At 62.5% G+C, this 23,637-nt stretch carries 28 protein-coding genes; 10 read left to right on the top strand and 18 right to left on the bottom strand.

What is annotated here, in order from left to right:
• Window positions 1-28: 28 nt before the first annotated feature.
• From NLY33_RS19135 to NLY33_RS19115, 5 genes are all read right to left on the bottom strand, one after another.
• Window positions 29-823 (bottom strand): transglutaminase family protein, encoded by a 795-nt coding sequence (locus NLY33_RS19135; RefSeq protein WP_023670966.1) that lies wholly within the window; start codon window positions 821-823, stop codon window positions 29-31.
• An 85-nt stretch (window positions 824-908) separates the two neighbouring features.
• Window positions 909-1,850 carry an alpha-E domain-containing protein gene (locus NLY33_RS19130; protein WP_023670965.1) on the bottom strand — a complete coding sequence of 314 codons (942 nt, stop codon included), beginning with the start codon at window positions 1,848-1,850 and terminating at the stop codon, window positions 909-911.
• A gap of 159 nt (window positions 1,851-2,009) precedes the next feature.
• Entirely contained in the window at window positions 2,010-3,422 is a 1,413-nt protein-coding gene (locus NLY33_RS19125; protein ID WP_023670964.1) for a circularly permuted type 2 ATP-grasp protein, read from the bottom strand.
• A gap of 273 nt (window positions 3,423-3,695) precedes the next feature.
• Complete coding sequence (locus NLY33_RS19120; protein ID WP_023670963.1) at window positions 3,696-3,932, bottom strand: Lrp/AsnC family transcriptional regulator; 237 nt, start codon at window positions 3,930-3,932, stop codon at window positions 3,696-3,698.
• Between the two features lie 68 nt (window positions 3,933-4,000).
• A complete protein-coding gene (locus NLY33_RS19115; RefSeq protein ID WP_023700783.1) occupies window positions 4,001-4,612 on the bottom strand; it encodes a DsbA family protein in 612 nt (203 codons plus the stop codon).
• A gap of 193 nt (window positions 4,613-4,805) precedes the next feature.
• Here NLY33_RS19115 and NLY33_RS19110 point away from each other — a divergent pair, with 193 nt between their 5' ends.
• Window positions 4,806-5,228: a DUF4864 domain-containing protein gene (locus NLY33_RS19110; RefSeq protein WP_023684643.1), complete on the top strand. Its 423-nt coding sequence runs from the start codon at window positions 4,806-4,808 to the stop codon at window positions 5,226-5,228.
• A 6-nt stretch (window positions 5,229-5,234) separates the two neighbouring features.
• Here the strand turns inward: NLY33_RS19110 and tgt are convergent, their stop codons facing one another.
• The 7 genes from tgt to coaD all read right to left on the bottom strand — a co-directional run bounded on the left by tgt (window position 5,235) and on the right by coaD (window position 9,887).
• Window positions 5,235-6,365 carry a tRNA guanosine(34) transglycosylase Tgt gene (tgt, locus tag NLY33_RS19105; protein WP_023706199.1) on the bottom strand — a complete coding sequence of 377 codons (1,131 nt, stop codon included), beginning with the start codon at window positions 6,363-6,365 and terminating at the stop codon, window positions 5,235-5,237.
• Entirely contained in the window at window positions 6,358-6,627 is a 270-nt protein-coding gene (locus tag NLY33_RS19100; RefSeq protein ID WP_023706198.1) for a hypothetical protein, read from the bottom strand. Before NLY33_RS19100 ends, tgt begins: the two co-directional genes overlap by 8 nt.
• A complete protein-coding gene (gene queA, locus NLY33_RS19095; RefSeq protein WP_023706197.1) occupies window positions 6,617-7,705 on the bottom strand; it encodes a tRNA preQ1(34) S-adenosylmethionine ribosyltransferase-isomerase QueA in 1,089 nt (362 codons plus the stop codon). Before queA ends, NLY33_RS19100 begins: the two co-directional genes overlap by 11 nt.
• Window positions 7,705-8,154, bottom strand: coding sequence for a DMT family transporter (locus NLY33_RS19090; RefSeq protein WP_023706196.1), 450 nt, complete (start codon window positions 8,152-8,154; stop codon window positions 7,705-7,707). The genes queA and NLY33_RS19090 overlap by 1 nt, the downstream gene beginning before the upstream one ends.
• 12 nt (window positions 8,155-8,166) lie before the next feature.
• Window positions 8,167-8,679: a peptidylprolyl isomerase gene (locus NLY33_RS19085; RefSeq protein ID WP_023696509.1), complete on the bottom strand. Its 513-nt coding sequence runs from the start codon at window positions 8,677-8,679 to the stop codon at window positions 8,167-8,169.
• 43 nt (window positions 8,680-8,722) lie between these two features.
• Window positions 8,723-9,217, bottom strand: a complete 495-nt coding sequence (locus tag NLY33_RS19080) for a peptidylprolyl isomerase (protein ID WP_245260985.1) — start codon at window positions 9,215-9,217, stop codon at window positions 8,723-8,725.
• Between the two features lie 169 nt (window positions 9,218-9,386).
• Window positions 9,387-9,887 (bottom strand): pantetheine-phosphate adenylyltransferase, encoded by a 501-nt coding sequence (gene coaD, locus NLY33_RS19075; protein ID WP_023670954.1) that lies wholly within the window; start codon window positions 9,885-9,887, stop codon window positions 9,387-9,389.
• Window positions 9,888-10,081: 194 nt separating this feature from the next.
• Between coaD and NLY33_RS19070 the strand changes: the two genes are divergently transcribed.
• The gene (locus NLY33_RS19070) at window positions 10,082-10,228 is read left to right on the top strand and encodes a hypothetical protein (RefSeq protein ID WP_023670953.1); all 147 of its coding nucleotides are present in this window, start codon (window positions 10,082-10,084) and stop codon (window positions 10,226-10,228) included.
• 56 nt (window positions 10,229-10,284) lie between these two features.
• Here the strand turns inward: NLY33_RS19070 and gyrA are convergent, their stop codons facing one another.
• Both gyrA and NLY33_RS19060 read right to left on the bottom strand, forming a co-directional pair.
• Window positions 10,285-13,074, bottom strand: a complete 2,790-nt coding sequence (gene gyrA / locus NLY33_RS19065) for a DNA gyrase subunit A (protein WP_023696506.1) — start codon at window positions 13,072-13,074, stop codon at window positions 10,285-10,287.
• Window positions 13,075-13,297: 223 nt separating this feature from the next.
• Window positions 13,298-14,149, bottom strand: a complete 852-nt coding sequence (locus tag NLY33_RS19060; protein WP_023706194.1) for a helix-turn-helix transcriptional regulator — start codon at window positions 14,147-14,149, stop codon at window positions 13,298-13,300.
• 87 nt (window positions 14,150-14,236) lie between these two features.
• On the opposite strand from NLY33_RS19060, the gene NLY33_RS19055 reads away from it, so the two are divergent.
• From NLY33_RS19055 to NLY33_RS19045, 3 genes are all read left to right on the top strand, one after another.
• Window positions 14,237-14,773: a hypothetical protein gene (locus NLY33_RS19055; RefSeq protein WP_023706193.1), complete on the top strand. Its 537-nt coding sequence runs from the start codon at window positions 14,237-14,239 to the stop codon at window positions 14,771-14,773.
• 34 nt (window positions 14,774-14,807) lie between these two features.
• Window positions 14,808-15,185: a VOC family protein gene (locus NLY33_RS19050; RefSeq protein WP_023706192.1), complete on the top strand. Its 378-nt coding sequence runs from the start codon at window positions 14,808-14,810 to the stop codon at window positions 15,183-15,185.
• A 106-nt stretch (window positions 15,186-15,291) separates the two neighbouring features.
• The gene (locus NLY33_RS19045) at window positions 15,292-15,921 is read left to right on the top strand and encodes a MarC family protein (RefSeq protein ID WP_023670949.1); all 630 of its coding nucleotides are present in this window, start codon (window positions 15,292-15,294) and stop codon (window positions 15,919-15,921) included.
• Window positions 15,922-15,952: 31 nt separating this feature from the next.
• Here NLY33_RS19045 and NLY33_RS19040 read toward each other — a convergent pair whose 3' ends face one another.
• The 4 genes from NLY33_RS19040 to NLY33_RS19025 all read right to left on the bottom strand — a co-directional run bounded on the left by NLY33_RS19040 (window position 15,953) and on the right by NLY33_RS19025 (window position 17,983).
• On the bottom strand, window positions 15,953-16,378 hold the full coding sequence (locus NLY33_RS19040; RefSeq protein WP_023706191.1) for an OsmC family protein: 426 nt from the start codon (window positions 16,376-16,378) through the stop codon (window positions 15,953-15,955).
• Between the two features lie 23 nt (window positions 16,379-16,401).
• A complete protein-coding gene (locus NLY33_RS19035; protein ID WP_023706190.1) occupies window positions 16,402-16,800 on the bottom strand; it encodes a DUF2306 domain-containing protein in 399 nt (132 codons plus the stop codon).
• A gap of 37 nt (window positions 16,801-16,837) precedes the next feature.
• Window positions 16,838-17,371: a single-stranded DNA-binding protein gene (gene ssb, locus NLY33_RS19030; protein ID WP_023670946.1), complete on the bottom strand. Its 534-nt coding sequence runs from the start codon at window positions 17,369-17,371 to the stop codon at window positions 16,838-16,840.
• A gap of 210 nt (window positions 17,372-17,581) precedes the next feature.
• The gene (locus NLY33_RS19025; RefSeq protein ID WP_023706189.1) at window positions 17,582-17,983 is read right to left on the bottom strand and encodes a hypothetical protein; all 402 of its coding nucleotides are present in this window, start codon (window positions 17,981-17,983) and stop codon (window positions 17,582-17,584) included.
• Between the two features lie 132 nt (window positions 17,984-18,115).
• Here NLY33_RS19025 and NLY33_RS19020 point away from each other — a divergent pair, with 132 nt between their 5' ends.
• The 5 genes from NLY33_RS19020 to uvrA all read left to right on the top strand — a co-directional run bounded on the left by NLY33_RS19020 (window position 18,116) and on the right by uvrA (window position 23,610).
• Window positions 18,116-18,430: an ArsR/SmtB family transcription factor gene (locus NLY33_RS19020; protein ID WP_023706188.1), complete on the top strand. Its 315-nt coding sequence runs from the start codon at window positions 18,116-18,118 to the stop codon at window positions 18,428-18,430.
• On the top strand, window positions 18,427-18,900 hold the full coding sequence (locus tag NLY33_RS19015; RefSeq protein WP_023706187.1) for an SRPBCC family protein: 474 nt from the start codon (window positions 18,427-18,429) through the stop codon (window positions 18,898-18,900). Before NLY33_RS19020 ends, NLY33_RS19015 begins: the two co-directional genes overlap by 4 nt.
• 29 nt (window positions 18,901-18,929) lie before the next feature.
• Window positions 18,930-19,538: an ATP-dependent Clp protease proteolytic subunit gene (locus tag NLY33_RS19010; RefSeq protein WP_023684630.1), complete on the top strand. Its 609-nt coding sequence runs from the start codon at window positions 18,930-18,932 to the stop codon at window positions 19,536-19,538.
• Window positions 19,539-19,684: 146 nt separating this feature from the next.
• Entirely contained in the window at window positions 19,685-19,906 is a 222-nt protein-coding gene (locus NLY33_RS19005; RefSeq protein ID WP_032891865.1) for a hypothetical protein, read from the top strand.
• Window positions 19,907-20,688: 782 nt separating this feature from the next.
• Window positions 20,689-23,610, top strand: coding sequence for an excinuclease ABC subunit UvrA (gene uvrA, locus NLY33_RS19000; protein ID WP_023706186.1), 2,922 nt, complete (start codon window positions 20,689-20,691; stop codon window positions 23,608-23,610).
• Window positions 23,611-23,637: the final 27 nt, after the last annotated feature.

The raw sequence follows: 23,637 nt of genomic DNA, 5'->3' as shown, positions 1-23,637 counted from the left end.
TCTCTTCAGGCAGCAATCTTGCCGGAGACTACTGCTCTACCGTGACGGTGACTGCAAGCTGTTCCTCCGCCTGTCCCAGTCGAATTCCCGACACCGGCGAGGCGTCGCGATAATCACGGCCGGTGGCTACCCTGACATAGCGTTCATCGGGGGAAATGCCGTTGGCGGCGTCGAAGGCGACCCAGCCGAGACCCTGAACATGGGCTTCGGCCCAGGCATGGCTTGCCGCCTGCTCGATGGCCGCATCCATCATCAGATAGCCACTGACATAGCGGGCCGGAAAACCCATGACGCGGGCTGCGGTGACAAAGATGTGGCTGTGATCCTGGCAAACGCCGGTCTTCAGCGCCAATGCCTCTTCCGCCGGGGTCGTCACGCTGGTGGTGCCCGGCGTGTAGGCGACGCGCTCGACGATCAGCGCCATCAGCCGATGCAGCCTTTCGATGTCGGTACCTTTGCCGACCGCCGCGGCAAGCTCGCTTATGCCCTCGCCGGGGATGGTCAAAGCTGTCTCCTGGCTGAACAGCCACAGCGGCGCAAAGCCGTGATGCGGACCCGAGACGCCCGCTGTGTCGCGCGTGACAACCTCGCCGGAGGCCTCGACGGTGATGAAGTCGCGCTCACCCTCGACGCTCAACAGCCTGTTATCGTTGCCGAAATGGTCGTTAAAGCGGACTTCCTCGCGCGCGCCCTCGATCTTCAGCGCCCAGGACAGCACGGTCTGCGTCGGGCCACTGACCGGTAACAGGCGTAGCCGCTGCAACAGATAGTGCACCGGCGCGTCGTAGCGGTATTCGGTACGGTGGGTGATCTTGAGCCGCATGCCTATTTTCCGTTTGTAAGCATGATCTTATCCGAAAACCGGGTCTCACTTGTCGCTAGCGCGGCCCTCCGGTTCGCGATCATGCTCAATTGAACCGGTAATCTTGTGCGATCTCTTCGCCAAGCTTGGTGTTGTCTTGAATGAACCTGGCCAGGAATTCGTGCAGGCCGGTGTCGAATATGTCCTTGATCGACCCTGCCTGCAGCATCGCCTGTGTCCTGTCGACGGTGGCGTGGCAGGCATGACGGTCGCCATAATCGTCGCCGAGGAACTTCAGATGCTCGGCGAGAAAACGATAACAGAAGGTCAGCGAGCGCGGCATGCGCACATTGAGGATCAGATAGTCGGCAATGTTGGTTGGTTTGTAGTCGGCCTCATAGACCCAGCGATAGGAACGGTGCGCCGACACCGAGCGCAGGATCGATTCCCATTGGTAGTTGTCGAGGCTCGAGCCGACCCAGGAGATCGACGGCAGCAGCACGTAGTATTTCACGTCGAGGATGCGTGCCGTGTTGTCGGCCCGCTCGACATAGGTGCCGAGCTGCGAGAAGTCGAAGATTTCGTTGCGCAGCATGGTGCCATAGAACGAGCCCCGGATCAGCGCCGTCTCGCGCTTGATGGCGTCGAGCACACTCGGCAGGTCGCGCTCGTCGATCGGCTTTGCCAGCATGCGCTTCAGCGCCATCCAGGCTTCGTTGATGCTCTCCCAGGTCTCGCGCGTCAGCGCGGTGCGCACCATGCGGGCATTGTTGCGAGCGGTCTCGATCGCCGACATCGTGCTCGACGGGTTCGAGGTGTCGCGCAGCAGGAAGTCGGCGACGTTGGCGGCGGTATAGTCCTTGTATTTCTGCGTGAAGGTGACGTCGGAGCCGGCGCTGAGCAGCACCGAATTCCACTCTTCCGACGCGCTCTGGGTGCGGGTCAGCGCCATGCGAAGGCCGGCATCGACCAGACGCGCCATGTTTTCCGCCCGCTCGATATAGCGGTTCATCCAGTAGAGCCCGTTGGCGGTGCGGCCGAGAAGCATGTGAAGTGGCCTTCGGGCTAGTGAGTAGGGAATAGTGAGTAGGGATTAGTAAGCATTTGAATCTCTGTGGAATATGGCATTTCTTGTCCCTCTACTGCCTACTGCCTACTGCCTACTGCCTACTGCCTACTGCCTACTGCCTACTGCCCTATTCCCTACCTAATCGTCCAACACCCACGTATCCTTCGTGCCGCCGCCTTGCGAGGAATTCACGACCAACGACCCCTCCTTCAGCGCCACCCGCGTCAAGCCGCCGGGAACGATCTGGATTCGGTCGGAGACCAGAACATAGGGCCTGAGATCGACATGGCGCGGCGACAGGCCTTTTTCTGTCAGGATCGGGCAAGTCGACAGCGCCAGCGTCGGCTGGGCGATGTAGTTGGAGGGCTTCGCCTGCAGCTTCTTGGCGAAATCCTGGCATTCCTTCTTGGTCGCAGCCGGGCCGACCAGCATGCCGTAGCCGCCGGAGCCGTGCACTTCCTTGATGACCAGCTCATGGATGTGTTCGAGCACGTATTTCAGGCTGTCGGGCTCCGAGCAGCGCCAGGTCGGGATGTTGCCGAGGATGGCTTTGCGGCCGGTGTAGAACTCGACGATGTCGGGCATGTAGGAATAAATCGCCTTGTCGTCGGCGATGCCGGTTCCCGGCGCGTTGGCGATGGTGATGTTGCCGGCGCGGTAGACGTCCATGATGCCGGGCACGCCAAGGGCCGAGTCCGGCCGGAAGGTCAGCGGATCGAGGAAGGAATCGTCGACGCGCCGGTAAAGCACGTCGATCTGCTTGTAGCCTTCGGTCGTGCGCATGGCGACGTGGCCGTCTACAACGCGCAGATCCTGGCCTTCGACCAGTTGCACGCCCATCTGGTCGGCGAGGAAGGCATGTTCGAAATAGGCGGAGTTGAAGCTGCCCGGCGTCAGCACGGCAATGGTCGGTGCGCCCTTGGTGCTTTGCGGCCGCACTGCCGCCAGCGACTGGCGCAGCAATTGCGGATAATTCTCCACCGGCCGCACCTTGATCTGCTGGAACAGCTCGGGAAAGAGCTGCATCATCGTCTCGCGGTTCTCCAGCATGTAGGAGACCCCCGACGGCGTGCGCGCATTGTCCTCCAGCACGTAGAACTCGTTCTCCGAGATGCGGACGATATCGACGCCGATAATGTGGGTGTAGACGCCGGCCGGTGGCCGCACTCCGATCATTTCCGGCAGGAACGCCTCGTTCCTGGCGATCAGCTCCCTCGGCACGCGGCCGGCGCGCAGGATTTCCTGGCGGTGGTAAATGTCGTCGAGGAAAGCGTTCAGCGCCTGCACGCGCTGCTCGATGCCTTGCGTCAGCCTTCGCCATTCATTGCCGGAGATGATGCGCGGCACGATGTCGAAGGGGATCAGCCGCTCGGAGGCTTCCTGCTCGCCATAGACGGCGAAGGTAATGCCGGTCTTGCGGAAGACGCGCTCGGCGTCCTGCATCTTTTCGGTAAGCCTGGCCGGGTCCTGCTCCTTCAGCCAGCGGTCGTAAGCCGTATACGGTTGTCTAAGCCCGGAAACTTCCGGAAGCATTTCATCGAACGCTGCCAATCGCATACTCCCCTGTGACGCCATTTCACTGGCGTCGCGGGAGAAAATCAAGCGCAATCGGTGATTTGGAGGATATCGGCGATCAGTATGTTCCGACTGCCCAAAATTCGGGCAGTCGGAACAGGACCTTAATCAGGCTCTGCCTTGTCGCCGGGCAAGTGCCTGATGCGGCCATAGCAGTTCACCGTTTCATGGAAACGGCGACCTGCCATGGCTTTTTGCTTTGCCGCAATTCCGGACGGAAAACCGCTTCACACTTTTCCTGGAATTGCTTTAGAATGCGCGGAAAGTGACGACCGTGAAGGTGTCCTTGATTCCGGGAATAATCTGCACCTTCTCGTTGACGAAGTGGCCGACATCTTCCTCGTCGTCGACGTAGAATTTGGCAAGCAGGTCGTAATTGCCGGCGGTCGAGTAGATTTCCGAGGCGATTTCGGCATCGGCGAGCGCGCTGGCGACCTCATAGGACTTGCCCAGATCGCACTTTATCTGCATGAAAAACGTCTTCATTGCCGGTCCCGATCAAGCTTCAGCACACAAGCGGCCCTTGTGGCAGACTGCCGCCCGGCTTTCAAGCATCAGGCCGAGCGCGCCTTGGCGACGGCTTGTCTCAGTTCGGACACCGGCATGCCGCGCCGATACAAGTTGCCGCCGATGACCAGGGCTGGCGTGCCGCGCAGCTTGAACGCCGTCGCCTGGACTTCGGTGCGGACAAGGGCAGCGTCGATATCGGGTTCACGGATGGCGAGGTCGGCACGCACCATCGCCACATCGACACCGACGGAAGAAAGGATGTCGTTGGTGCGGCGTTCCGAAAGGCCGCGCTGGTTGGTCATCAGCGCATCGACCGCCGCGCCATAGTGTTCGCCGCTCAGCAGCGTCACCCGCGCCGCGTCGCGCGACACGTCGCCGAAGATCGGCCAGTCCTTCATCACAAGCCGAACGCCGCTGTCCTCTTCCATCAACTTCTTCAGTTCGACGAAGACGAGCTTGCAGATCGGGCACTGATAGTCGACGAATTCGGCGATGGTGACGTCGCCATCGGGGTTGCCGAGCGCTGGAATGGCGGGATCAAAGGCGACTTCCGTGACGGTCGGCCCAGTGCTTGCCCAGGCGGGCAAGGGGGCCAAAACTGCGAGGCTTGCCGCGCCCTTCAGCAAAAGGCGCCGGTCGATCGGCTGCTTGAACATGGTCGTCCCCTGGTTGCGCGAACGGGTCCCCACCCGTCCCTACGATGCGCGCCCCGCGTTAAAGGAGGCTTAAGCATGATCATGCGGCACTTGCGTGGCGAATATTGCGGTTGCTGAAACCGTGAGGCTCCGCAAAGCGTATGGTATGATGCGTCCCGGGACAGGTTTTGTTGGGGGACAATGGAGACAGGCCATGCGCCGCACCGCATTCGCAGTTGTTTCATTGCTGTTCGCGTTGTTCGTGTCGGCAGCCCTTGCCGGCGACGCCGAAGTCAAGGCCGGCCAGGCCGTCATCGATGGTCAGTTGAAGGCGCTCATCGCCAATGATGGCGCCAAGGCGTACAGTTTCGCCGCTCCAAATGTGAAGCGCATCTTTCCGACCGTCGACACCTTCATGAACATGGTGACCAACGGCTATCCGCCGGTGCGCCAGCCGCAGAGCTATTCCTTCGGCAAGGTCGAGCAGATGGGGCCAACTTCGCTAATCCAGCAAGTGCTGATCGTTGGGCCCGACGGCAAGGACTATGAGGCGGTCTACACGCTGGAACAGCAGCCCGACGGCAGCTTTCAAATCACCGGCTGCAGCTTGCGCGCAGCGAATTCGCTCAGCACCTAGATGTGCTTATAGCACCGGAATATCGCCCCTCGCCCATCCCTCTGAAATGTCTGATGTGCGCGCCTCGAAGGCCTTTGCCTCGATCGCGGCGCGAACGTCCTGCATCAGCTTCTGATAGTAAGACAGGTTGTTCCACGTCAGAAGCATCGCGCCCAGCGCCTCCTGCGAGCGCACGAGATGATGCAGATAGGCGCGTGAATAGTCGCGTGCCGCCGGGCAGTCACTCTCCTCGTCCAGCGGCCGCGGATCGTCCGCATGGCGGGCATTCCTGAGATTGACCTTGCCGCGCCTGGTATAGGCCAGGCCATGGCGGCCGGCGCGGGTCGGCATCACGCAGTCGAACATGTCGATGCCGCGCGCCACCGATTTCACGATGTCGTCCGGCGTGCCGACGCCCATGAGATATCGAGGCTTGTTGTCAGGCAATTCCGGACAGGTGATCTCCAGCATATCCAGCATCACCGCTTGCGGTTCGCCGACGGCCAGGCCGCCGACCGCATAGCCCTTCAGCTCCATCGCGCTCAGCGCCTGCGCCGAACGCACCCTGAGAGCTGCGTTGTCGCCACCCTGGACGATGCCGAACATCGCCTTGCCGGGCTGATCGCCGAACGCTGTCTTGCAGCGCTCGGCCCAGCGCAGCGACAGCTCCATCGCGCGCTCGATCTGCTTGAGGTCGGCCGGCAGCGCTGTGCATTCGTCGAGCTGCATCTGGATGTCGGAATCGAGCAGGCCCTGGATCTCGATCGAGCGCTCCGGCGACATCTCGTAGGCAGCGCCGTCAATGTGCGAGCGAAAGGTGACGCCCTTCTCGGTCAATTTTCTGAGCTTCGACAGCGACATGACCTGAAAACCGCCACTGTCGGTCAGGATCGGCTGCGGCCAGCGGGCGAATTCATGCAACCCACCAAGCCGCGCCACGCGCTCGGCGCCGGGGCGCAGCATCAGATGATAGGTATTGCCCAGGATGATGTCGGCGCCGACGCCGCGCACCTGGTCCATATACATGGCCTTGACCGTGCCGCCGGTGCCGACCGGCATGAAGGCCGGCGTGCGGATTTCGCCGCGCGGCATGGTGATGGAACCGCGCCGCGCCTTGCCGTCGGTGGCGAGGATCTTGAAGGTGAATGTCTCAGCCATTGAATTCCTTGTCATGGACAGGCGCGCCTGGCGCCTGCCTGTCGAGCGACTGGCGGTATTGGATGCAGCCGCGCATGAATTTCGGCCATGGCGGCACGGCAATCGATGGATCGGTCTTTTCCGGCAGCAGGTCCCACAGGTTGGGATGATGCCAGCATAAATCATGGCCGGTGGCATCTCGATGCTGGCGAATGCCGGCACGCAATTTCTTCACTTCGGCGATCAGGCTTTCGCGATCAAAGGCCTGCAGGTCATCGTCCATCGCTCATCTCCGCTCGATAAAGCAGGCTTGCATCTCCGTAGGAATAGAACCTGTAATCGTTCCCGATGGCATGAGCATAGGCCGCACGCATCGTATCTAGGCCGCTGAAGGCCGAAACCAGCATGAACAGCGTCGAACGCGGCAGATGGAAATTGGTCATCAGCAGGTCGGCGGTCTTGAACCGATAGCCCGGCGTGATGAAGATGTCGGTCGGGCCGGACCAGGCGGTCAGCGAGCCATCAGGCCGTGCCGCGCTCTCCAGCAGGCGCAGCGAGGTCGTGCCGACAGCGATGATGCGCCCGCCCCGCGCCTTGGCGCCATTCAGAGCGTCGGCTGTTGCTTCGCTGACCGAGCCGGTCTCGGCATGCATCTTGTGGTCAGCGGTGTCGTCCGCCTTGACCGGCAGGAAGGTGCCGGCGCCGACATGCAAGGTGACGAAGCGGCGTTCGATGCCTTTAGCGTCGAGTGCTGCAAACAGTTCCGGCGTGAAATGCAGGCCGGCGGTGGGCGCTGCCACAGCACCTTCCTCTTTGGCATAGATGGTCTGGTAGTCGGTCAGGTCGCGCGCGTCGTCGTCGCGCTTCGACGCGATATAGGGCGGCAGCGGGATGTGGCCGACGGCATGCAGCGCCTCGTCGAGAAACGGCCCCGACAGGTCGAAGCCGAGCAACGCCTCGCCGGCCTCGCCCTTCTCGATCACCGTGGCGTCGAGTTGCCCGAGAAAACAGGAATTGCCGTCATGGCCGAAATGGATGCGGTCGCCGGCGGCGATGCGCTTGCCCGGCCGCATGAAGGCCAGCCAGCGGTCCGGCGCCATGCGCATATGCAGCGTGGCGTCGACCTGCGCCTGCGCTTCGCCGCGCCGCCTGATGCCTCTCAACTGGGCAGGAATGACCTTGGTGTCGTTGAAGACCAGCACGTCGCCCGTTCTGAGCAAGGACGGAAGGTCGCGCACCGCGCGGTCCGCAAAGTCTTCGCCTGGCCTGACCACCAGCAATCTGGCGCTGTCGCGCGGCTCGGCCGGGCGAAGCGCGATGCGCTCCTCAGGCAGGTCGAAGTCGAAGAGGTCGACGCGCATCAGTAGAGCCGGACGAGCAGCGCTCCGGCCAAGAGCAGCAACGCGCCAGCGATGCGGCCGAGCGAAATCTCGCGCACCGCCACGCCGAGGAAGCCGACGCGATCGATCAGCATGCCGGCCAGCAACTGGCCGGCAACCAGGAACGCCATCAACGCGGCTGCACCAATGCGCGGCGTAAGAATGGTCGACAGGGTAACATAGAAACCGCCGAGCATGCCGCCGGCGATGAACAGCCAAGGCGCCGGCGCCTTCCAGTCGAGCGAGATGTCCTGCAGCCGCACAACGGCAATGGAGATGATACCAAGCACGATCGCGCCCGACAGGAACGAGAAGGCAGCAGCCGCGACCGGGAGCCCCAGGCCGCGCGCCAGCTGCGAGTTGATCGGCGCCTGGACGGCGATGAAGGCGCCTGACAGGATGCCGAGCAGCGACCAGACCACGCCCATCATCGTCGTTTGTCCTTACTTGACGTCGGCCGCGACCTTCAGCGACACGATCTTGTCGGGATCGACCACCGGCTCGCCGCGCTTGATCTTGTCGACATTGTCCATGCCTTCGATGACCTGGCCCCAGACCGTGTACTGGCGGTTGAGGAAAGCGGCATCGTCGAAGCAGATGAAGAACTGCGAATTGGCCGAGTTCGGGTTCTGCGAACGGGCCATCGAGCAGGTGCCGCGGCCATGGTTGGCGTTGGAGAACTCAGCCTTCAGGTCCGGCTTTTCCGAGCCGCCCATGCCCGCACGCGAAGGCGCGAAGGTCGGCTTCGACGAATTGCCGAACTTCACGTCGCCGGTCTGCGCCATGAAGCCTTCGATGACGCGGTGGAAGACCACGCCGTCATAGGCGCCTTCGCGGGCCAGTTCCTTGATGCGGGCGACGTGGCCGGGAGCCAAATCGGGGAACAGTTCGATGACGACCTTGCCCTTGGTCGTTTCCAGGATGAGCGCGTTCTCGCGGTCCTTGATCTCAGCCATGTCGTATATCCTTTATCTCAGAAAACAGATTGATTTGATTGGTTTACTTGTCGGCGGCGATGCGTACCTTGATCATGCGGTCGGGCCCGCTGACCGTGCCGTTGTCGGCCTCGTTGCCCTTCTTGATCTTGTCCACCAACTCCATGCCGCTGACGACACTGCCAACGATGGTGTACTGGCCATCGAGGTTCGGCGCCGGCGCGAACATGATGAAGAACTGCGAATTGGCGGAGTTCGGGTCCTGCGAGCGGGCCATGCCGAGCGTGCCGCGCTTGAAATGTTCGCTCTGCGAGAATTCGGCCGGCAGGTCGGGCAGGTCTGAACCGCCGGTGCCGACGGCCTCGGGGCTGAACCCCTTCTTCATGTTGCCGAACTTGACGTCGCCGGTCTGCGCCATAAAGCCGTTGATGACGCGGTGGAATGCGACATCGTTATAAGCGCCTTCGCGCACCAGCTTCTTGATCTGGGCGACATGCTTGGGTGCCAGGTCGGGGCGTAGCGCGACGGTGACGTCGCCGTTCTTCAAGGTGATGACCATGGTGTTTTCCGGTTCGGCGGCGAAGGCCGAAACGGATGCGGTCACGAGACCGGCAAGCACGACGAGAAACGAGGCGAGCTTTTTCAGCTGCATAAGGGATCTCCGAAGGTCTTTGTTAGGGTGCATGTCGTTGCCCCAAAAACCGGCATCCACTTTGGGGCGACATGCACTATTTCGCGAATTTGGCGGTGAGCGCACCGGCAACGGCGGCCGGTACGAAGGGACGGATGTCTCCGCCCATCGAGGCTATCTGGCGCACAAGTGTGGCGGTAATGGTGCGTACCGATGGGCTGGCGGGCAGAAAAACCGTCTGCAGTTCCGGCGCCATGGTCTCGTTCATGCCGGCCATCTGCATCTCGTAATCGAGATCGGTGCCGTCGCGCAGGCCGCGGATCATGATCGAGGCGCCATGCTTGCGGGCCGCGTCGATGACCAGCCCGTCAAAGGCGACGACCTTGATACGGTCGCCGTCGCGGCCAAATTCGGCCTTGGTCGCGGCCTCGATCAGCTTCACCCGTTCGTCGAAGGAAAACAGCGGCGTCTTGCCGGGGTGAGTGCCGATCGCCGCATAGACCGTGTCGGCGACAGCCAGCGATGCCTTCAGGACATCGAGATGGCCGTTGGTCAGCGGGTCGAAGGAGCCGGCATAGAGGGCGATGCGATCGGTCATGGGAGGTGCTTCTAGCGGGGCATTGGGCGGAAGGCAAATGCGATTGGGAACATCTGCGTGAACCTTTTCGCAGACATGAACGACAGATGAATGCCTTGATCACGAAGACTTCACGCCGCGTTCGCTAGTTTGCACTTCGGAAGATGAAACCAAAACCCGATCTAACCGTTGGATAGGCGCAGGAGAACACGCACATGCTGATCTACATGCTCGCCACCGCAATGACCGTCGCCATGCTGATCGCCACCGCATTCGGATTGCATAGCGAGGCAGAGCGCGTCCGTGTCCGCACAAAGCGGTTCGAAGGTTTCGGCGCTCGCTGGCCCCACCGTCGCCCCTGATTTATTGCTAGTTTCTTGTTTGCGCCGGCCCATCGGGCCGGCGTTGTTGCTCAAACCTATTCGGTGCTGTCCGGTACGGCATCTCCGGCGCCGGCCTCAATGACACCCTCTTCGACATCCTCGTCGGCCTGCGGCTCCGAGATCCGTTCGACCGAAACCACCTTCTCGCCTTCGGCGGTGTTGAAGATGGTCACGCCCTTGGTGGCGCGGCTGGCGAAACGGATACCGTTGACCGGCACCCGGATGACCGTGCCGCCATCCGAAACCAGCATGATCTGGTCGTCATTGCCGACCGGGAAAGTCGCCACCAGCTGGCCGATCTCGGCCACCTTCGACACGTCGGTGGCGCGGATGCCTTTGCCGCCGCGTCCGGTCAGGCGGAAATCGTAGGATGACGAGCGCTTGCCGTAGCCATATTCGGTCACCGTCAGCACATACTGCTCATGCGCCTTGAGCTCTTCGTAACGGCTGTCGGAAAGCTCGGTCTCCTCGCCAATCTCCTCATTGGTGAGTGCAATCTCTTCTTCCTCGCCGGTCACCTCGGCGGCAAGCCGCCGCTCCAGTGCTGCCCGCTTGAGGTAGGCGGAGCGTTCCGCCGGTGAAGCATCGACATGCTCGATCACCGACATGGAGATGATGCGGTCGGTCTCAGCCATGCTTATGCCGCGCACGCCGACCGAATTGCGGCTCTGGAAGACGCGCACATCGCCAACGCGGAAGCGGATGCACTGGCCGGAGCTGGCGGTCAAAAGCACATCGTCATTGTCTGTGCAGGTCTCGACGCCGAGGATCTCGTCGCCCTCCTCCTCCAGCTTCATGGCGATCTTGCCGTTGCGGTTGACCTGGACGAATTCGGACAGCTTGTTGCGGCGCACGGTGCCGCGCGTGGTGGCGAACATGACGTCGAGTTCGCCCCAGCTGGTCTCGTCCTCGGGCAGCGGCATGATGGTGGTGATGCGCTCGCCCTGCTCCAGCGGCAGCATGTTGATCAGCGCCTTGCCGCGCGACTGCGGATTGCCGATTGGCAGCCGCCAGACCTTTTCCTTGTAGACGATGCCGCGCGAGGAGAAGAACAGCACCGGCGTATGCGTGTTGGCGACGAACAGCCGGGTGACGAAATCCTCTTCCTTGGTCGACATGCCGGAGCGGCCCTTGCCGCCGCGGCGTTGCGCCCGGTAGAGCGACAGCGGCACGCGCTTGATGTAGCCGGAATGGCTGACGGTGACGACCATGTCCTCGCGCTGGATCAGGTCCTCGTCTTCCATGTCGGCGCCGCCGTCGGTGAGCTCGGTGCGGCGCGGCGTGCCGAACTCGTCGCGCACGGCGGCAAGCTCGTCCTTGACGATCTGCTGGATGCGGGCGCGGGACGACAGAATGTCGAGGTAATCCTTGATCTCGTCGCCGATGGTGTTCAGCTCGTCGGCGATTTCGTCACGGCCGAGCGCGGTCAGGCGCTGCAGGCGCAGTTCGAGGATTGCGCGCGCCTGTTCCTCGGAGAGGTTGTAGGTGCCATCCTCATTGATGCGATGGCGCGGATCGTCGATCAGCAGAATCAATGACTCCACGTCCCCGGAGGGCCAGCGCCGCTCCATCAACTGCTCGCGCGCCGTCTGCGGATCGGGCGCGGTGCGGATCAGCTTGATCACTTCGTCGATGTTGGCGACGGCTATGGCGAGGCCGACCAGCACGTGGGCGCGGTCGCGCGCCTTGCGCAGCAGGAATTTCGTGCGCCGGCTAATCACCTCTTCGCGGAAGCTGACAAACGCCTTCAGCATGTCGGTCAGGTTCATCACTTCCGGCTTGCCGCCGTTCAGCGCCACCATATTGGCGCCGAAGGAGGTCTGCAGCGGCGTGAAGCGGTAAAGCTGGTTGAGAATGACGTCGGCGACAGCGTCGCGCTTCAGCTCGATGACGACGCGGTAGCCCTGGCGGTCGCTTTCGTCGCGAATGTCGGAAATGCCTTCGATGCGCTTGTCGCGCACCAGCTCGGCCATTTTCTCGATCATCGAGGCCTTGTTCACCTGGTACGGGACTTCCGTGATGATGATCGATTCACGGTCGTTGCCGCGCTGTTCGACATTGACCTTGCCGCGCATGACGATGGAGCCACGGCCCGTCGCATAGGCGCTGTAGATGCCGGAACGGCCGAGCACGATGCCGCCGGTCGGGAAATCGGGACCCGGAATGATCTCCATCAGCGCCGGCAAATCGATCGCCGGATTGTCGATGATGGCGATGGCGCCGTTGCAGATCTCGGCCAGATTGTGCGGCGGGATGTTGGTGGCCATGCCGACGGCGATGCCGCCGGAACCGTTGACCAGAAGATTGGGGAAGCGCGCCGGCAGCACCTTCGGCTCGGTGTCGGAGGCGTCATAAGTCTCCTGGAAATCGACGGTTTCCTTGTCGATGTCCTCCAGCAGCTCATGTGCGACCTTGGTCAGCCGCGATTCCGTGTAGCGCATCGCCGCCGGCGGATCGCCGTCGATGGAGCCGAAATTGCCCTGCCCGTCGATCAGCGGAACGCGCAGCGACCAGTCCTGCGCCATGCGCACCAAGGCGTCGTAGATCGAGGCGTCGCCATGCGGATGGTATTTACCCATCACGTCGGCGACCGGGCGGGCCGACTTCACATATTTGCGGTTCCAGTGGTAACCGCTCTCATGCGCCGCATAGAGAATGCGGCGGTGCACCGGCTTCAGGCCGTCGCGCACATCGGGCAGCGCACGGCTGACGATCACGCTCATGGCATAAGAGAGGTAGGAGCTCTGCATCTCCTCGATGATGGAGATGGGCTCGATGCCGGTGGGGCCGCCGTCGGCGCCGCGCGGGGGTTTTTGGTCGGTCAAATCGGATCACAATCTAATCAGGAATCATTGACCGCTTATATAGGAAGCACGGCCGAAACTCCAATATTCGTGCTGCTTTTCCAACGACAATTTCAGTGGTAAATTCAAATGGATACCTCTGATTGCGACGATTTGGCCATAACGCATTCGCCGCCGCCAGGGGCAAAAGCCTGCGAAGGACAGTTTTCCAAGTCAAGAGCGTATCTGGAGGCAGACAGACGCGTCAGCGGGTAGCCACCCGCCGGGAGCGATAGTGGCCAGGCGTCTCACCCATGACGCGCCGGAAACGGCGGTTGAACGTCGACAAATCGTTGAAACCGGCCTCGAAGGCGATTGCCGAGATGGCATCGCCTGACATGCGCAGCCGCACCGCCGCGCGGTGCAGCCGGGTTCTCAGCAGAAACTGATAGGGCGTCATGCCGGCGACCTGCCGGAAGGTGCGCAGGAAATGATACGGGCTGGTCGCCGTCGCGCAGGCAAGCTCGGAAAGCGAGACCGGCCTGTCGGCATTGAGCTCGATCTGCCGCACCGCCTCGGCAACCCGTTTCTGGTCGCGGCGGCTCGGCGGTCGAACGCCAGGCACCGCATCGCTGGCGACGGGCAGTGCTGCGCCGGCAACTGCCAGTGCTGCACCGGCAATTCGCAGGCCAAGCTCTTCAAAGGCGTCGATGTCGACCATCTCGCGCGCCGCTTCCGCCTCGGCCAGCAGCGATGCGAGCGCCGGCAAAGGCGGCATATGCGGCACGCCGAAGGCGAGCTTGCTCGCGCCGGGCACGTCGCTGGCGATGCGGTCGAGATAGGCCGGAGCGAAGTGGAAGGACAGGCAACGGTCGCCGGCGCCATGCTCATGCCCGCATTCATAGCAGGCGCCGACATTGCCGAGCAGGATTGCGCCCGGCGCCAGCATGGCGGCGCCTTGCCTGGTGCGGTAGCGGAAGGTGCCGCTGGTGACAGCGGCAACGCAGAAGGTGTCGTGCGCCTCCTCGAACGGGCGGTCGCCGGCGCCGGCCGTGCACAGCACGTCGGACACATGCCAGCCCTGCCCCGATGCCAGGTTTTGTTCGCTCGTCGTCATGGCTTGAAAGATAGCAATTTTTCCCAAGCGCGACACCCTGCCGGGGCCTATCGCTTGCAGCCTCCTGACACAACGAAGGCAGCAAGTATGATCGGTACATCCTCCTTTGCCGAAGCGCTCCACAGCGACGGCCCCAACCCCGGTCTGGCTGACAAGCTTGATCTCTACGGCCGCTTCGTCGGCGCCTGGACATTCGATGCCACGCGCCATCTCGAGGACGGCACGGTTCTCACCGGACGCGGCGAGGTGCATTTCGGCTGGGTCCTGGAAGGCAGGGCGATCCAGGATGTATGGATCCTGCCCGCGCGGGATGCCGGCCCCTCGCCTTCTCTCGGCAAATGGACTTTCTATGGCACAACGCTGCGGGCCTATGATCCCGGCTCGGATGCCTGGCACATCTTCTGGAGCGACCCGCGCAACCAATACTACAGCCGCCAGCTTGGTCGCGCCGAAGGCGACACGATTGTGCAGGTCGGCGCCGACGGCACTGGTTCCTCGGTCCGCTGGAGCTTTTCGCGCATCACGAAAGACAGCTTCCGCTGGCTCGGCGAGCGTTCGCACGACGATGGCAAGACATGGCGTCTCGAAGTCGAGTTCCTGGCGCGCCGCGTCGCCCACGACTGATGACGCAACATATTGCAAAAAGGTGACCAAAAGCATGCTTGACCATGTCTCGATCGGCGTCCGCGACACCAACGTTTCGAAGCCCTTCTACGATGCCGCGCTAAAGCCGCTCGGTTATTCCTGCCTCAGCCAGTCGCCAGGCTCACTGGGTTATGGTGCGCAAGCCGTCGCGCTGTGGGTGAACGACGCGGAGCGGCCAGTGCCATCGGACGAGAAGTCCGGTCTGCATTTCTGCTTTGCCGCGCCGACGAGGCAGAGTGTCGTCGCCTTCCATGCCGCCGCCTTGCGTGCAGGCGGCAGCGACAATGGCGCGCCGGGCCTGCGCGCCGACTATGGCGAGGACTATTACGCTGCCTTCATCGTCGATCCCGACGGCTATCGCCTGGAGGCCTATTGCAACGCTGCCGCCTAACATAGCCGGCGTCTCCGGTATCGCCATCTCAGACGGTTCCCACCGGCCAGGCTTTGCTCTACCACTATCGTGGCGCAGGGGTCCGGCCCGGCGGGAGGGGTCAGCGATGCCGAGTTTCGACAGCCTGTTCAACGCCTTCGTCACCATTCTGGTGACCATCGACCCGCCAGGTCTCGCGCCGCTCTTCCTCGCGGTGACACGCGGCATGAACCGCGAGGAACGTCAGCAGGTTTCCGTGCGCGCCTCGATCATCGGCTTCCTGGTGATGGCGCTGTTTGCGGTGGCCGGGGCGTCCATCCTGTCGGTGTTCGGCATCACGTTGCCGGCTTTCCGCGTCGCCGGCGGGTTTTTGCTGTTCTTCATCGCGTTCGAAATGGTGTTTGAGCGCCGCCAGGACCGCAAGGAGAAGATCGGCGACGTCGCCATCACCAAGGACATGATCCACAACATCGCGGCCTTCCCGCTGGCGATCCCGCTGATCGCCGGCCCCGGTGCGATTTCGGCGACTGTGCTACTGTCGGGCTCTTTTCAGGGTTTTGCAGCACAAGCGGCGCTGGTCGGCATCATCTTCGTCTGCCTTGCCATCACCTATCTGGTGTTCGTGCTGTCGGAGCGCATCGACCGCATCCTCGGCCAGACCGGCCGCTCGATCCTCACCCGCCTGCTCGGCGTCATCCTGGCCGCGCTTGCGGTTCAGTTCGTCGCTGATGGCATCAAGGCGCTGATGGCGGGGTAAGCGGCAGCCCCTGCTCCCTGCTCCCTGCTCCCTACTCCACCGCCGTATCGACGACCTCGAAATCGTGGGTGATGACAGCCGTCTTGGCCAGCATGGCCGAGGCCGAGCAGTATTTCTCGATCGACAGGTTGATGGCGCGCTGGACCTTGTCGCGCGACAGCGCGTGGCCCGTGACGATGAAATGCATGTGGATGCGGGTGAAGACTTTGGGGTCGGTTTCGGCCCGGTCGGCGTCGAGTTCTACAACACAGTCCTCGATCGCCTCGCGGCCTTTTTCGAGGATGTGGACGACATCATAGGCCGAGCAGCCGCCGGTGCCGATCAGCACCAGCTCCATCGGGCTCGGACCTGGCGTCTTGCCTTCCGGCCCGGGGGCGGTCCCCAGCACCAGTTTGTGGCCGCTGCCGGACTCGCCGACGAAGGTGCGCTCCTCGACCCATTTAATCCGTGCTTTCACGGCAATCTTCCTTTCAGAAAGCGTCACTGGCCGAAGACGACCGTGTGCATGATCCGCCCCGGCAGCAGCGTGAACACGCCGGCGCCGATCAGGGCGAAAACATACAGCGATATCATGACCCTGCGATGTTTCGCGACCCGATGCATATGCGCGTGCCAGACCGCCAGCGGCACGGCGATCAACACTAAAATCGACAAGAGATGGATCGGGCTGAACGGACCGACGAGGCGTATCTGCTGGATCCAGAAACTGGAGATGGCGACGACCAGCATCAGCGCCGCCCAAGTATAGCCGACGACATGATGACGCGTCGTGCCTTTCGGCAGCGCCAGTTGCGTAGCGCCAATGGCCAGCGCGGCAAGGGCCGCGAAGGCGTGCCATGGAATGGGAGGGCGCGCCGATAGAAGCGGTCCGAGCGACATCGCGCCCTCTCCTCAGATATCGCTAACTACCGTCAGCTCAGAACGGGATTTCGTCGTCCAGTTCGCGCGACGAGCCGCCGCCACCGCCGCCCTTGGAACCGCCGCCACCGCTATTGCCGCCGCGGTTGAAGCTCTCATTGGGGCCAGACTGGCCGAAATCCGAGCCACGGCTCGCGCCGCCGCCGCCGGCATAGTTGCCGACCTGACCGCCGCCCTCGCCGCGAGAATCGAGCATCTGCAGCTCGCCGCGGAATTTCTGCAGCACGACTTCGGTCGTGTACTTGTCGGCGCCGGTCTGGTCTTGCCATTTGCGTGTCTGCAGCTGGCCTTCGACGTAAACCTTCATGCCCTTCTTCAGGTACTGCTCGGCGACCTTGGCGATCTGGTCATTGAAAATGACCACGTTGTGCCATTCGGTCTTTTCCTTGCGCTCGCCGGAGTTCTTGTCGCGCCAGCTTTCCGACGTGGCGATGCGGATGTTGACGACCGGATCACCGGAATTCAGGCGGCGGATTTCAGGGTCCGCGCCGAGGTTACCGACCAGAATGACCTTGTTGACGCTACCCGCCATGACACTTCTCCGTGCTCATCCGAAACAAATTTCAAGTCGTTCACCTTACAGGCCGCGCACAATCCTGGCTTGCCGCGGCTGGCTTTTCCCACAAGGTTTTTGTTCCCTTTTCGTTCCTATACTGTTAACCACGGATTGTCAAGGAATGGCAGCAATCGCCGACGCGGGCGCGTGGATTTAGCTGACACGCAGGGGCGAGAAGCGGTGTCGTCAGCGCCGTTTTTTAGCTGGCCGCAACGGACCGAAAAAGCCGCTCCACTCCATGCCCATGCCATGGGCGCGCTGTGCGATCACGGTTGGCGCCGACATCAGCCCGACTGCAGGTTCAGATTTCAGAGCCGGGTCATTCAGCAATTTCCCGATCGCGCGCCCGTGCCACCACACCTGAGCGACGAGCGCCGCTACCACCGCGATCAGGCCCCAGGTCCCCAATCCTTCGCCGAAGATGTAAATCCCGTGTGGCGGCGATAGCGCCGTACCCAGCTTGGCCAACAAGATCACGGCCACGAAACCGATGACGGCGATCGCTCCTATACCGAGTACGAGGCGGCGATAGAGCCTCAGAGCCTCGTTGAGGTTCTCGGCGGACGAAAGATCGACGTTGGAATTCATAAATACTACTCCTGCCTCGCGATGATCGGCCCATCTTGTTCCCCACGGCTTAGAGGCCCGGCAGGATCCAATCAATACGGGCATTCAAAACACCCCTTGCCAAATCGATAAGTATCGACTTATGCTTTTGCCATGATCGAAGCAGAGATTTTTCGCGCCCTGGCCGACCCGACGCGACGCGCCGTCTACGAGCGGCTGACTTCCGGCGAGATGAGCGTGTCGGAGTTGCGCACCGGCATGAGCGTGTCGCAGCCGGCGGTGTCGCAGCACCTTGCCGTGCTGCGCGGCGCAGGCCTGGTCAGCGAAAGACGCGCCGGCCGCAACGCCTACTATCGCGCCGATCCGCAAGGGCTCGAGCCGCTGCTCGGCTGGATCGAACGCTACCGCGCATTCTGGCCGGAGCGCATCGAAAGACTGAAGGTCGTTTTGAAGGACATGGACCAATGACCGACGAAAAGCAGACGCAGACCGCCAAGGATGCCCTCGCCTTCGAATGCGATCTGCCGGACGCACCGGAAAAAGTGTGGCGGGCGCTGACCGTGCCGGAGCTTTTGGCGGAATGGATGATGCCGAACGACATCAAGCCGGAAACCGGCAGCCGCTTTGCCTTTGCCGGGCCTGAGAAGCCGATCGAGTGCGAAGTGCTCGATGCCGAACCGGGGCGCCTGCTGCGCTATTCCTGGCGCGAGCGTTCTGAAACCGGCGATGCCAATGGGCTGGACAGCATCGTGACCTTCACGCTTGCCCGCACTGTTTCCGGTGGCACGCATTTGCGCATTGTTCATGACGGGTTTGCCGCGGCGGCAACGCCTGCGGTTGCGATGGCCGGCGCCGGCTGCCTGCTCTCGCTGCACGCATACAAGCCCAAGCCGCCAGTCGCCGCCAACGCGCCGCGCCTGTTGCTGCGCGCTGCCTGAACCGGAAAAATCAGAACGGAGACAATGAGATGAGCGGCTTTGCCAATCTGGTGCCGATGGTGATCGAGCAATCGAGCCGCGGCGAACGCGCCTTCGACATTTTCTCGCGGCTGCTGCGCGAGCGCATCATCTTCGTCAATGGCGAGATCAATGACGGCATGTCGGCGCTGGTCTGCGCCCAGCTCCTGTCGCTGGAATCGGACAATCCCGACAAGGAGATCTCGCTCTACATCAACTCGCCGGGCGGCGTGGTGACCAGCGGTTTCGCCATCTACGACACGATGCAATATGTCAGCTGCCCGGTGTCGACCGTGTGCATGGGCTTTGCCGCGTCGATGGCCTCCTTCCTGCTGATGGCGGGAACGCCGGGGCGGCGCATCGCGCTCCCCAACGCCAGCATCGTGCTGCACCAGCCTCTGGGCGGCTTCCAGGGCCAGGCCTCCGACATCCAGCGTCACGCCGAAGGCATTTTGCGCACCAAGCGGCACATGGCCGACCTCTACGCTCACCATTGCGGCCGCACCCACGAAGAGGTCGAACGCACACTTGACCGCGATTTCTTCATGACCGCGAAGGAGGCCAAGGACTGGGGCCTCGTTGACCACGTCTTCGACACCCGCAAGCAGGCAGCGGCCTGATCACCGTATCGAATGCAGGCCGGTGTTCCCTCAATTTCAACGCCGCTGGTCTGGCCTCGCCTTGAGCGCGGCACTATAGTCTTGCCATGCGCTACCACCTGAACAGACTGACCATAGCCATTGCCATCACGGCGGCGACATCGAGCATGGCCTTTGCCGGGGGCAGCACCAGCACGTCGCGGAAAGGCGCCCTGCCCGGCGTGACCGGCGACTACCGCATCGCCAAGCCCGCGCCGCAGCCGGAGCCGGACGACGCGCTGCCTGCCGGCGAGAACGGCACGTTCAAGATCGGCGACACCGATGTCAGGATTTCCGGCAGCATCACTGTCGATGTCGGCACTGGTGGGATCAAGCCGCCGCGCCGGTAGCCCCTTTTCCCAGTTACTATACGGAAGAGAAAGCCTGCGCCGACGACTTCCTCACAAAAGAACAGCCCCGCCGTTGCTTCCGCTAACGGTCGGGGCTTTTCTTGGATTCCAAATCCAAACTGCCGGTAGTGTTATACCGACTTTGATTTCGGATGCTTCGCGGCGTTCAGCCGACGATCCGACTAGCCGTCTCTGATTTTTGTGGGATTCGGCAGGTCACGGTTTGTCGGGTGGTTTGTTGGATTGTCGCGATGCGTCCATTTGGACACATACACTTCAATGCCTCGAAACTACCTGGCACTTATGCCCGCCGCGGCTCCACTAGCAGGTGGAGCCTCAAGGGACTATCCGGTGGCGTCATGCTCCGCTCCTATGTCCGTTGCGACAGGTGTCAATCCGAAGCACAAATCGCAAAAACCTGCGGCGTCTCGCAGGCCGCTATGGGCGGCGAGGCCATCAAAGACGGCCGGCTCCGTTGACTCCGGCAGAGTGCGCCCCCGATTCGACGACGTCAACCTTGAATAGCCGGTTACGGAAAATGTGATCGCCGGGAGCTTACGTCAGGGTCAGTTTCTGAAACACCTTGTCAGTTTCTGCACAGCTTTGTCAGGAGCGTGTTCGGTCTTTGTTCTTTCCGCTTGCCCCTTCGCGCGAAAGACGGTTAAACGGCTTTGGTCGAGAAGTGTGGCGTCTCTCGACGTGGCGGCAAAAATACCTACATAGGGAATGGCCGGGAAAACCCGCCGATCCCACTGACACCAGACCTGAGGCGGCGACCGGCGATGGCCGACCATAAATACCTTTCCATTCGCGGGGCACGCGAACACAACCTAAAGAATGTCGATCTCGACCTGCCGCGTGACAGCCTGATCGTCATGACCGGCCTGTCGGGCTCCGGCAAATCGTCGCTTGCTTTCGACACCATCTATGCCGAGGGCCAGCGCCGTTACGTCGAGAGCCTGTCGGCTTATGCGCGCCAGTTCCTCGAAATGATGCAGAAGCCGGATGTCGACCAGATCGACGGCCTGTCGCCGGCCATCTCGATCGAGCAGAAGACCACGTCGAAGAACCCGCGTTCGACGGTCGGCACCGTCACCGAGATCTACGACTACATGCGCTTGCTGTTCGCGCGCGTCGGCATCCCCTATTCGCCGGCGACCGGCCTGCCGATCGAGAGCCAGACGGTTTCACAGATGGTCGACCGGGTGCTGGCGGTCGAGGAAGGCACGCGCCTTTTCCTGCTGGCGCCGATCGTGCGCGGCCGCAAGGGTGAGTATCGCAAGGAACTGCTGGAGCTGCAGAAGAAGGGCTTTCAGCGCGTCAAGGTCGACGGCGTCTTCTATGAGATCGCCGATGTGCCGGCGTTGGACAAGAAGTACAAGCACGACATCGATGTCGTCGTCGACCGCATCGTCGTGCGCGGCGACCTGGCGACACGGCTTGCCGATTCCATCGAAACGGCGCTCAAGCTGGCGGAAGGGCTGGCGGTGGCCGAGTTCGCCGACCGGCCGCTCGACGCCAGCCAGACCGGCGAGGACTCGGTCAACAAATCGAAGAACGAGACGCATGAGCGCATCCTGTTCTCGGAAAAATTCGCCTGCCCGGTTTCCGGCTTCACCATTCCGGAGATCGAGCCCAGGCTGTTCTCGTTCAACAACCCGTTCGGCGCCTGCCCGACCTGCGACGGCCTCGGCAACCAGCGCGCCATCGACGCCAGCCTGATCGTGCCGGACGAAAACGTCTCGCTGCGCGACGGCGCCGTCAGCCCGTGGGCGAAGTCGACCTCACCCTATTACGCCCAGACGCTGGAAGCGCTGGGCAAGGCATACGGCTTCAAGCTCGGCGACAAGTTCAAAGACCTGACCGAAGAGGCCAAGGAAGCCGTCCTGCGCGGCACCGGCGAGCGCGAGGTCACCTTCCAATATGATGACGGCCTGCGCTCCTACAAGACCACCAAGACGTTCGAGGGCGTCATTCCCAATCTCGAACGGCGGTGGAAGGAAACCGAATCCGCCTGGATGCGCGAGGAGATCGAGCGCTTCATGTCGGCGACGCCCTGCCCGGTCTGCAAGGGTTACCGGCTGAAGCCGGAAGCGCTGGCGGTCAAAATCGCCGGAAAACACATTGGCGAGGTCACCGAGCAGTCGATCCGCAACGCCGACAAATGGTTCACCGAACTGCCGCCACATCTCAACGACCAGCAGAACGAGATCGCGGTGCGCGTTCTCAAGGAGATCCGCGACCGGCTGCGCTTCCTCAACGATGTCGGCCTCGACTATCTGACGCTGTCGCGCAATTCCGGCACGCTGTCGGGCGGCGAGAGCCAGCGCATAAGGCTGGCGTCGCAGATCGGCTCCGGCCTCACCGGCGTGCTCTATGTGCTGGACGAGCCGTCGATCGGCTTGCACCAGCGCGACAATGCCCGCCTGCTCGACACGCTGAAGCATCTGCGCGACATCGGCAACACGGTGATCGTCGTCGAGCATGACGAAGACGCCATCCTGCATGCCGACTACGTCGTCGACATGGGTCCGGCCGCCGGCATCCATGGCGGCGAGATCATCGCCCAGGGCACGCCGCAGCAGGTGATGGCCAATCCTAATTCGATCACCGGTAAATATCTGTCGGGCGCGCTCGAAGTCGCCACGCCCGGTGTCAGGCGCGAGGCCAAGAAGAACCGCCGGCTGAAGATCGTCGGCGCGCGCGGCAACAATCTCAAGAACGTCACTGCCGAAATCCCGCTCGGCACCTTCACCGCCGTCACCGGCGTGTCTGGCGGCGGCAAATCGACCTTCCTGATCGAGACTTTGTTCAAGGCGGCGTCGCGCCGCATCATGGGCTCGCGCGAGCATCCGGCCGATCACGACCGCATCGAGGGCCTCGAATTCCTCGACAAGGTCATCGACATCGACCAGTCGCCGATCGGCCGCACACCGCGTTCGAACCCGGCCACCTACACCGGCGCCTTCACACCGATCCGCGACTGGTTCGCCGGGTTGCCCGAGGCCAAGGCCCGCGGCTATCAGCCGGGCCGCTTCTCCTTCAACGTCAAGGGCGGCCGCTGCGAGGCCTGCCAGGGCGACGGCGTCATCAAGATCGAGATGCACTTCCTGCCCGACGTCTACGTCACGTGCGACGTCTGCCACGGCAAGCGCTACAACCGCGAGACGCTCGACGTCGTGTTCAAGGGCAAGTCGATCGCCGACGTCCTGGACATGACGGTCGAGGAAGGCGTCGATTTCTTTGCCGCCGTGCCCGGGGTGCGCGACAAGCTCGACACGCTGAAGCAGGTCGGCCTCGGCTACATCCATATCGGCCAGCAGGCGACGACGCTGTCGGGTGGTGAGGCGCAGCGGATAAAACTCGCCAAGGAATTGTCGCGCAAGGCGACCGGCAAGACGCTCTACATCCTCGACGAGCCGACCACCGGCCTGCACTTCCACGACGTCGCCAAGTTGCTGGAAGTGCTGCACGAACTGGTCGACCAGGGCAACACGGTGGTGGTGATCGAGCACAATCTCGAAGTCATCAAGACCGCCGACTGGGTGCTCGACCTCGGCCCCGAAGGCGGCGATGGCGGCGGCGAGCTGGTTGCCCAAGGCACACCGGAAGCGATCGTGCGCGAAAAGCGCAGCTACACCGGCCAGTTCCTGAAGGAGCTTTTGGAGCGGCGGCCCGGAGGCAAGCGCGAAGCGGCGGAGTAACTGACAGACCGGTCGGGCGCCTGGAGA

The organism is Mesorhizobium sp. C432A (genome assembly GCF_030323145.1).
Lineage (GTDB): Bacteria > Pseudomonadota > Alphaproteobacteria > Rhizobiales > Rhizobiaceae > Mesorhizobium.
This window is presented reverse-complemented; position numbering and strand designations above follow the sequence as displayed.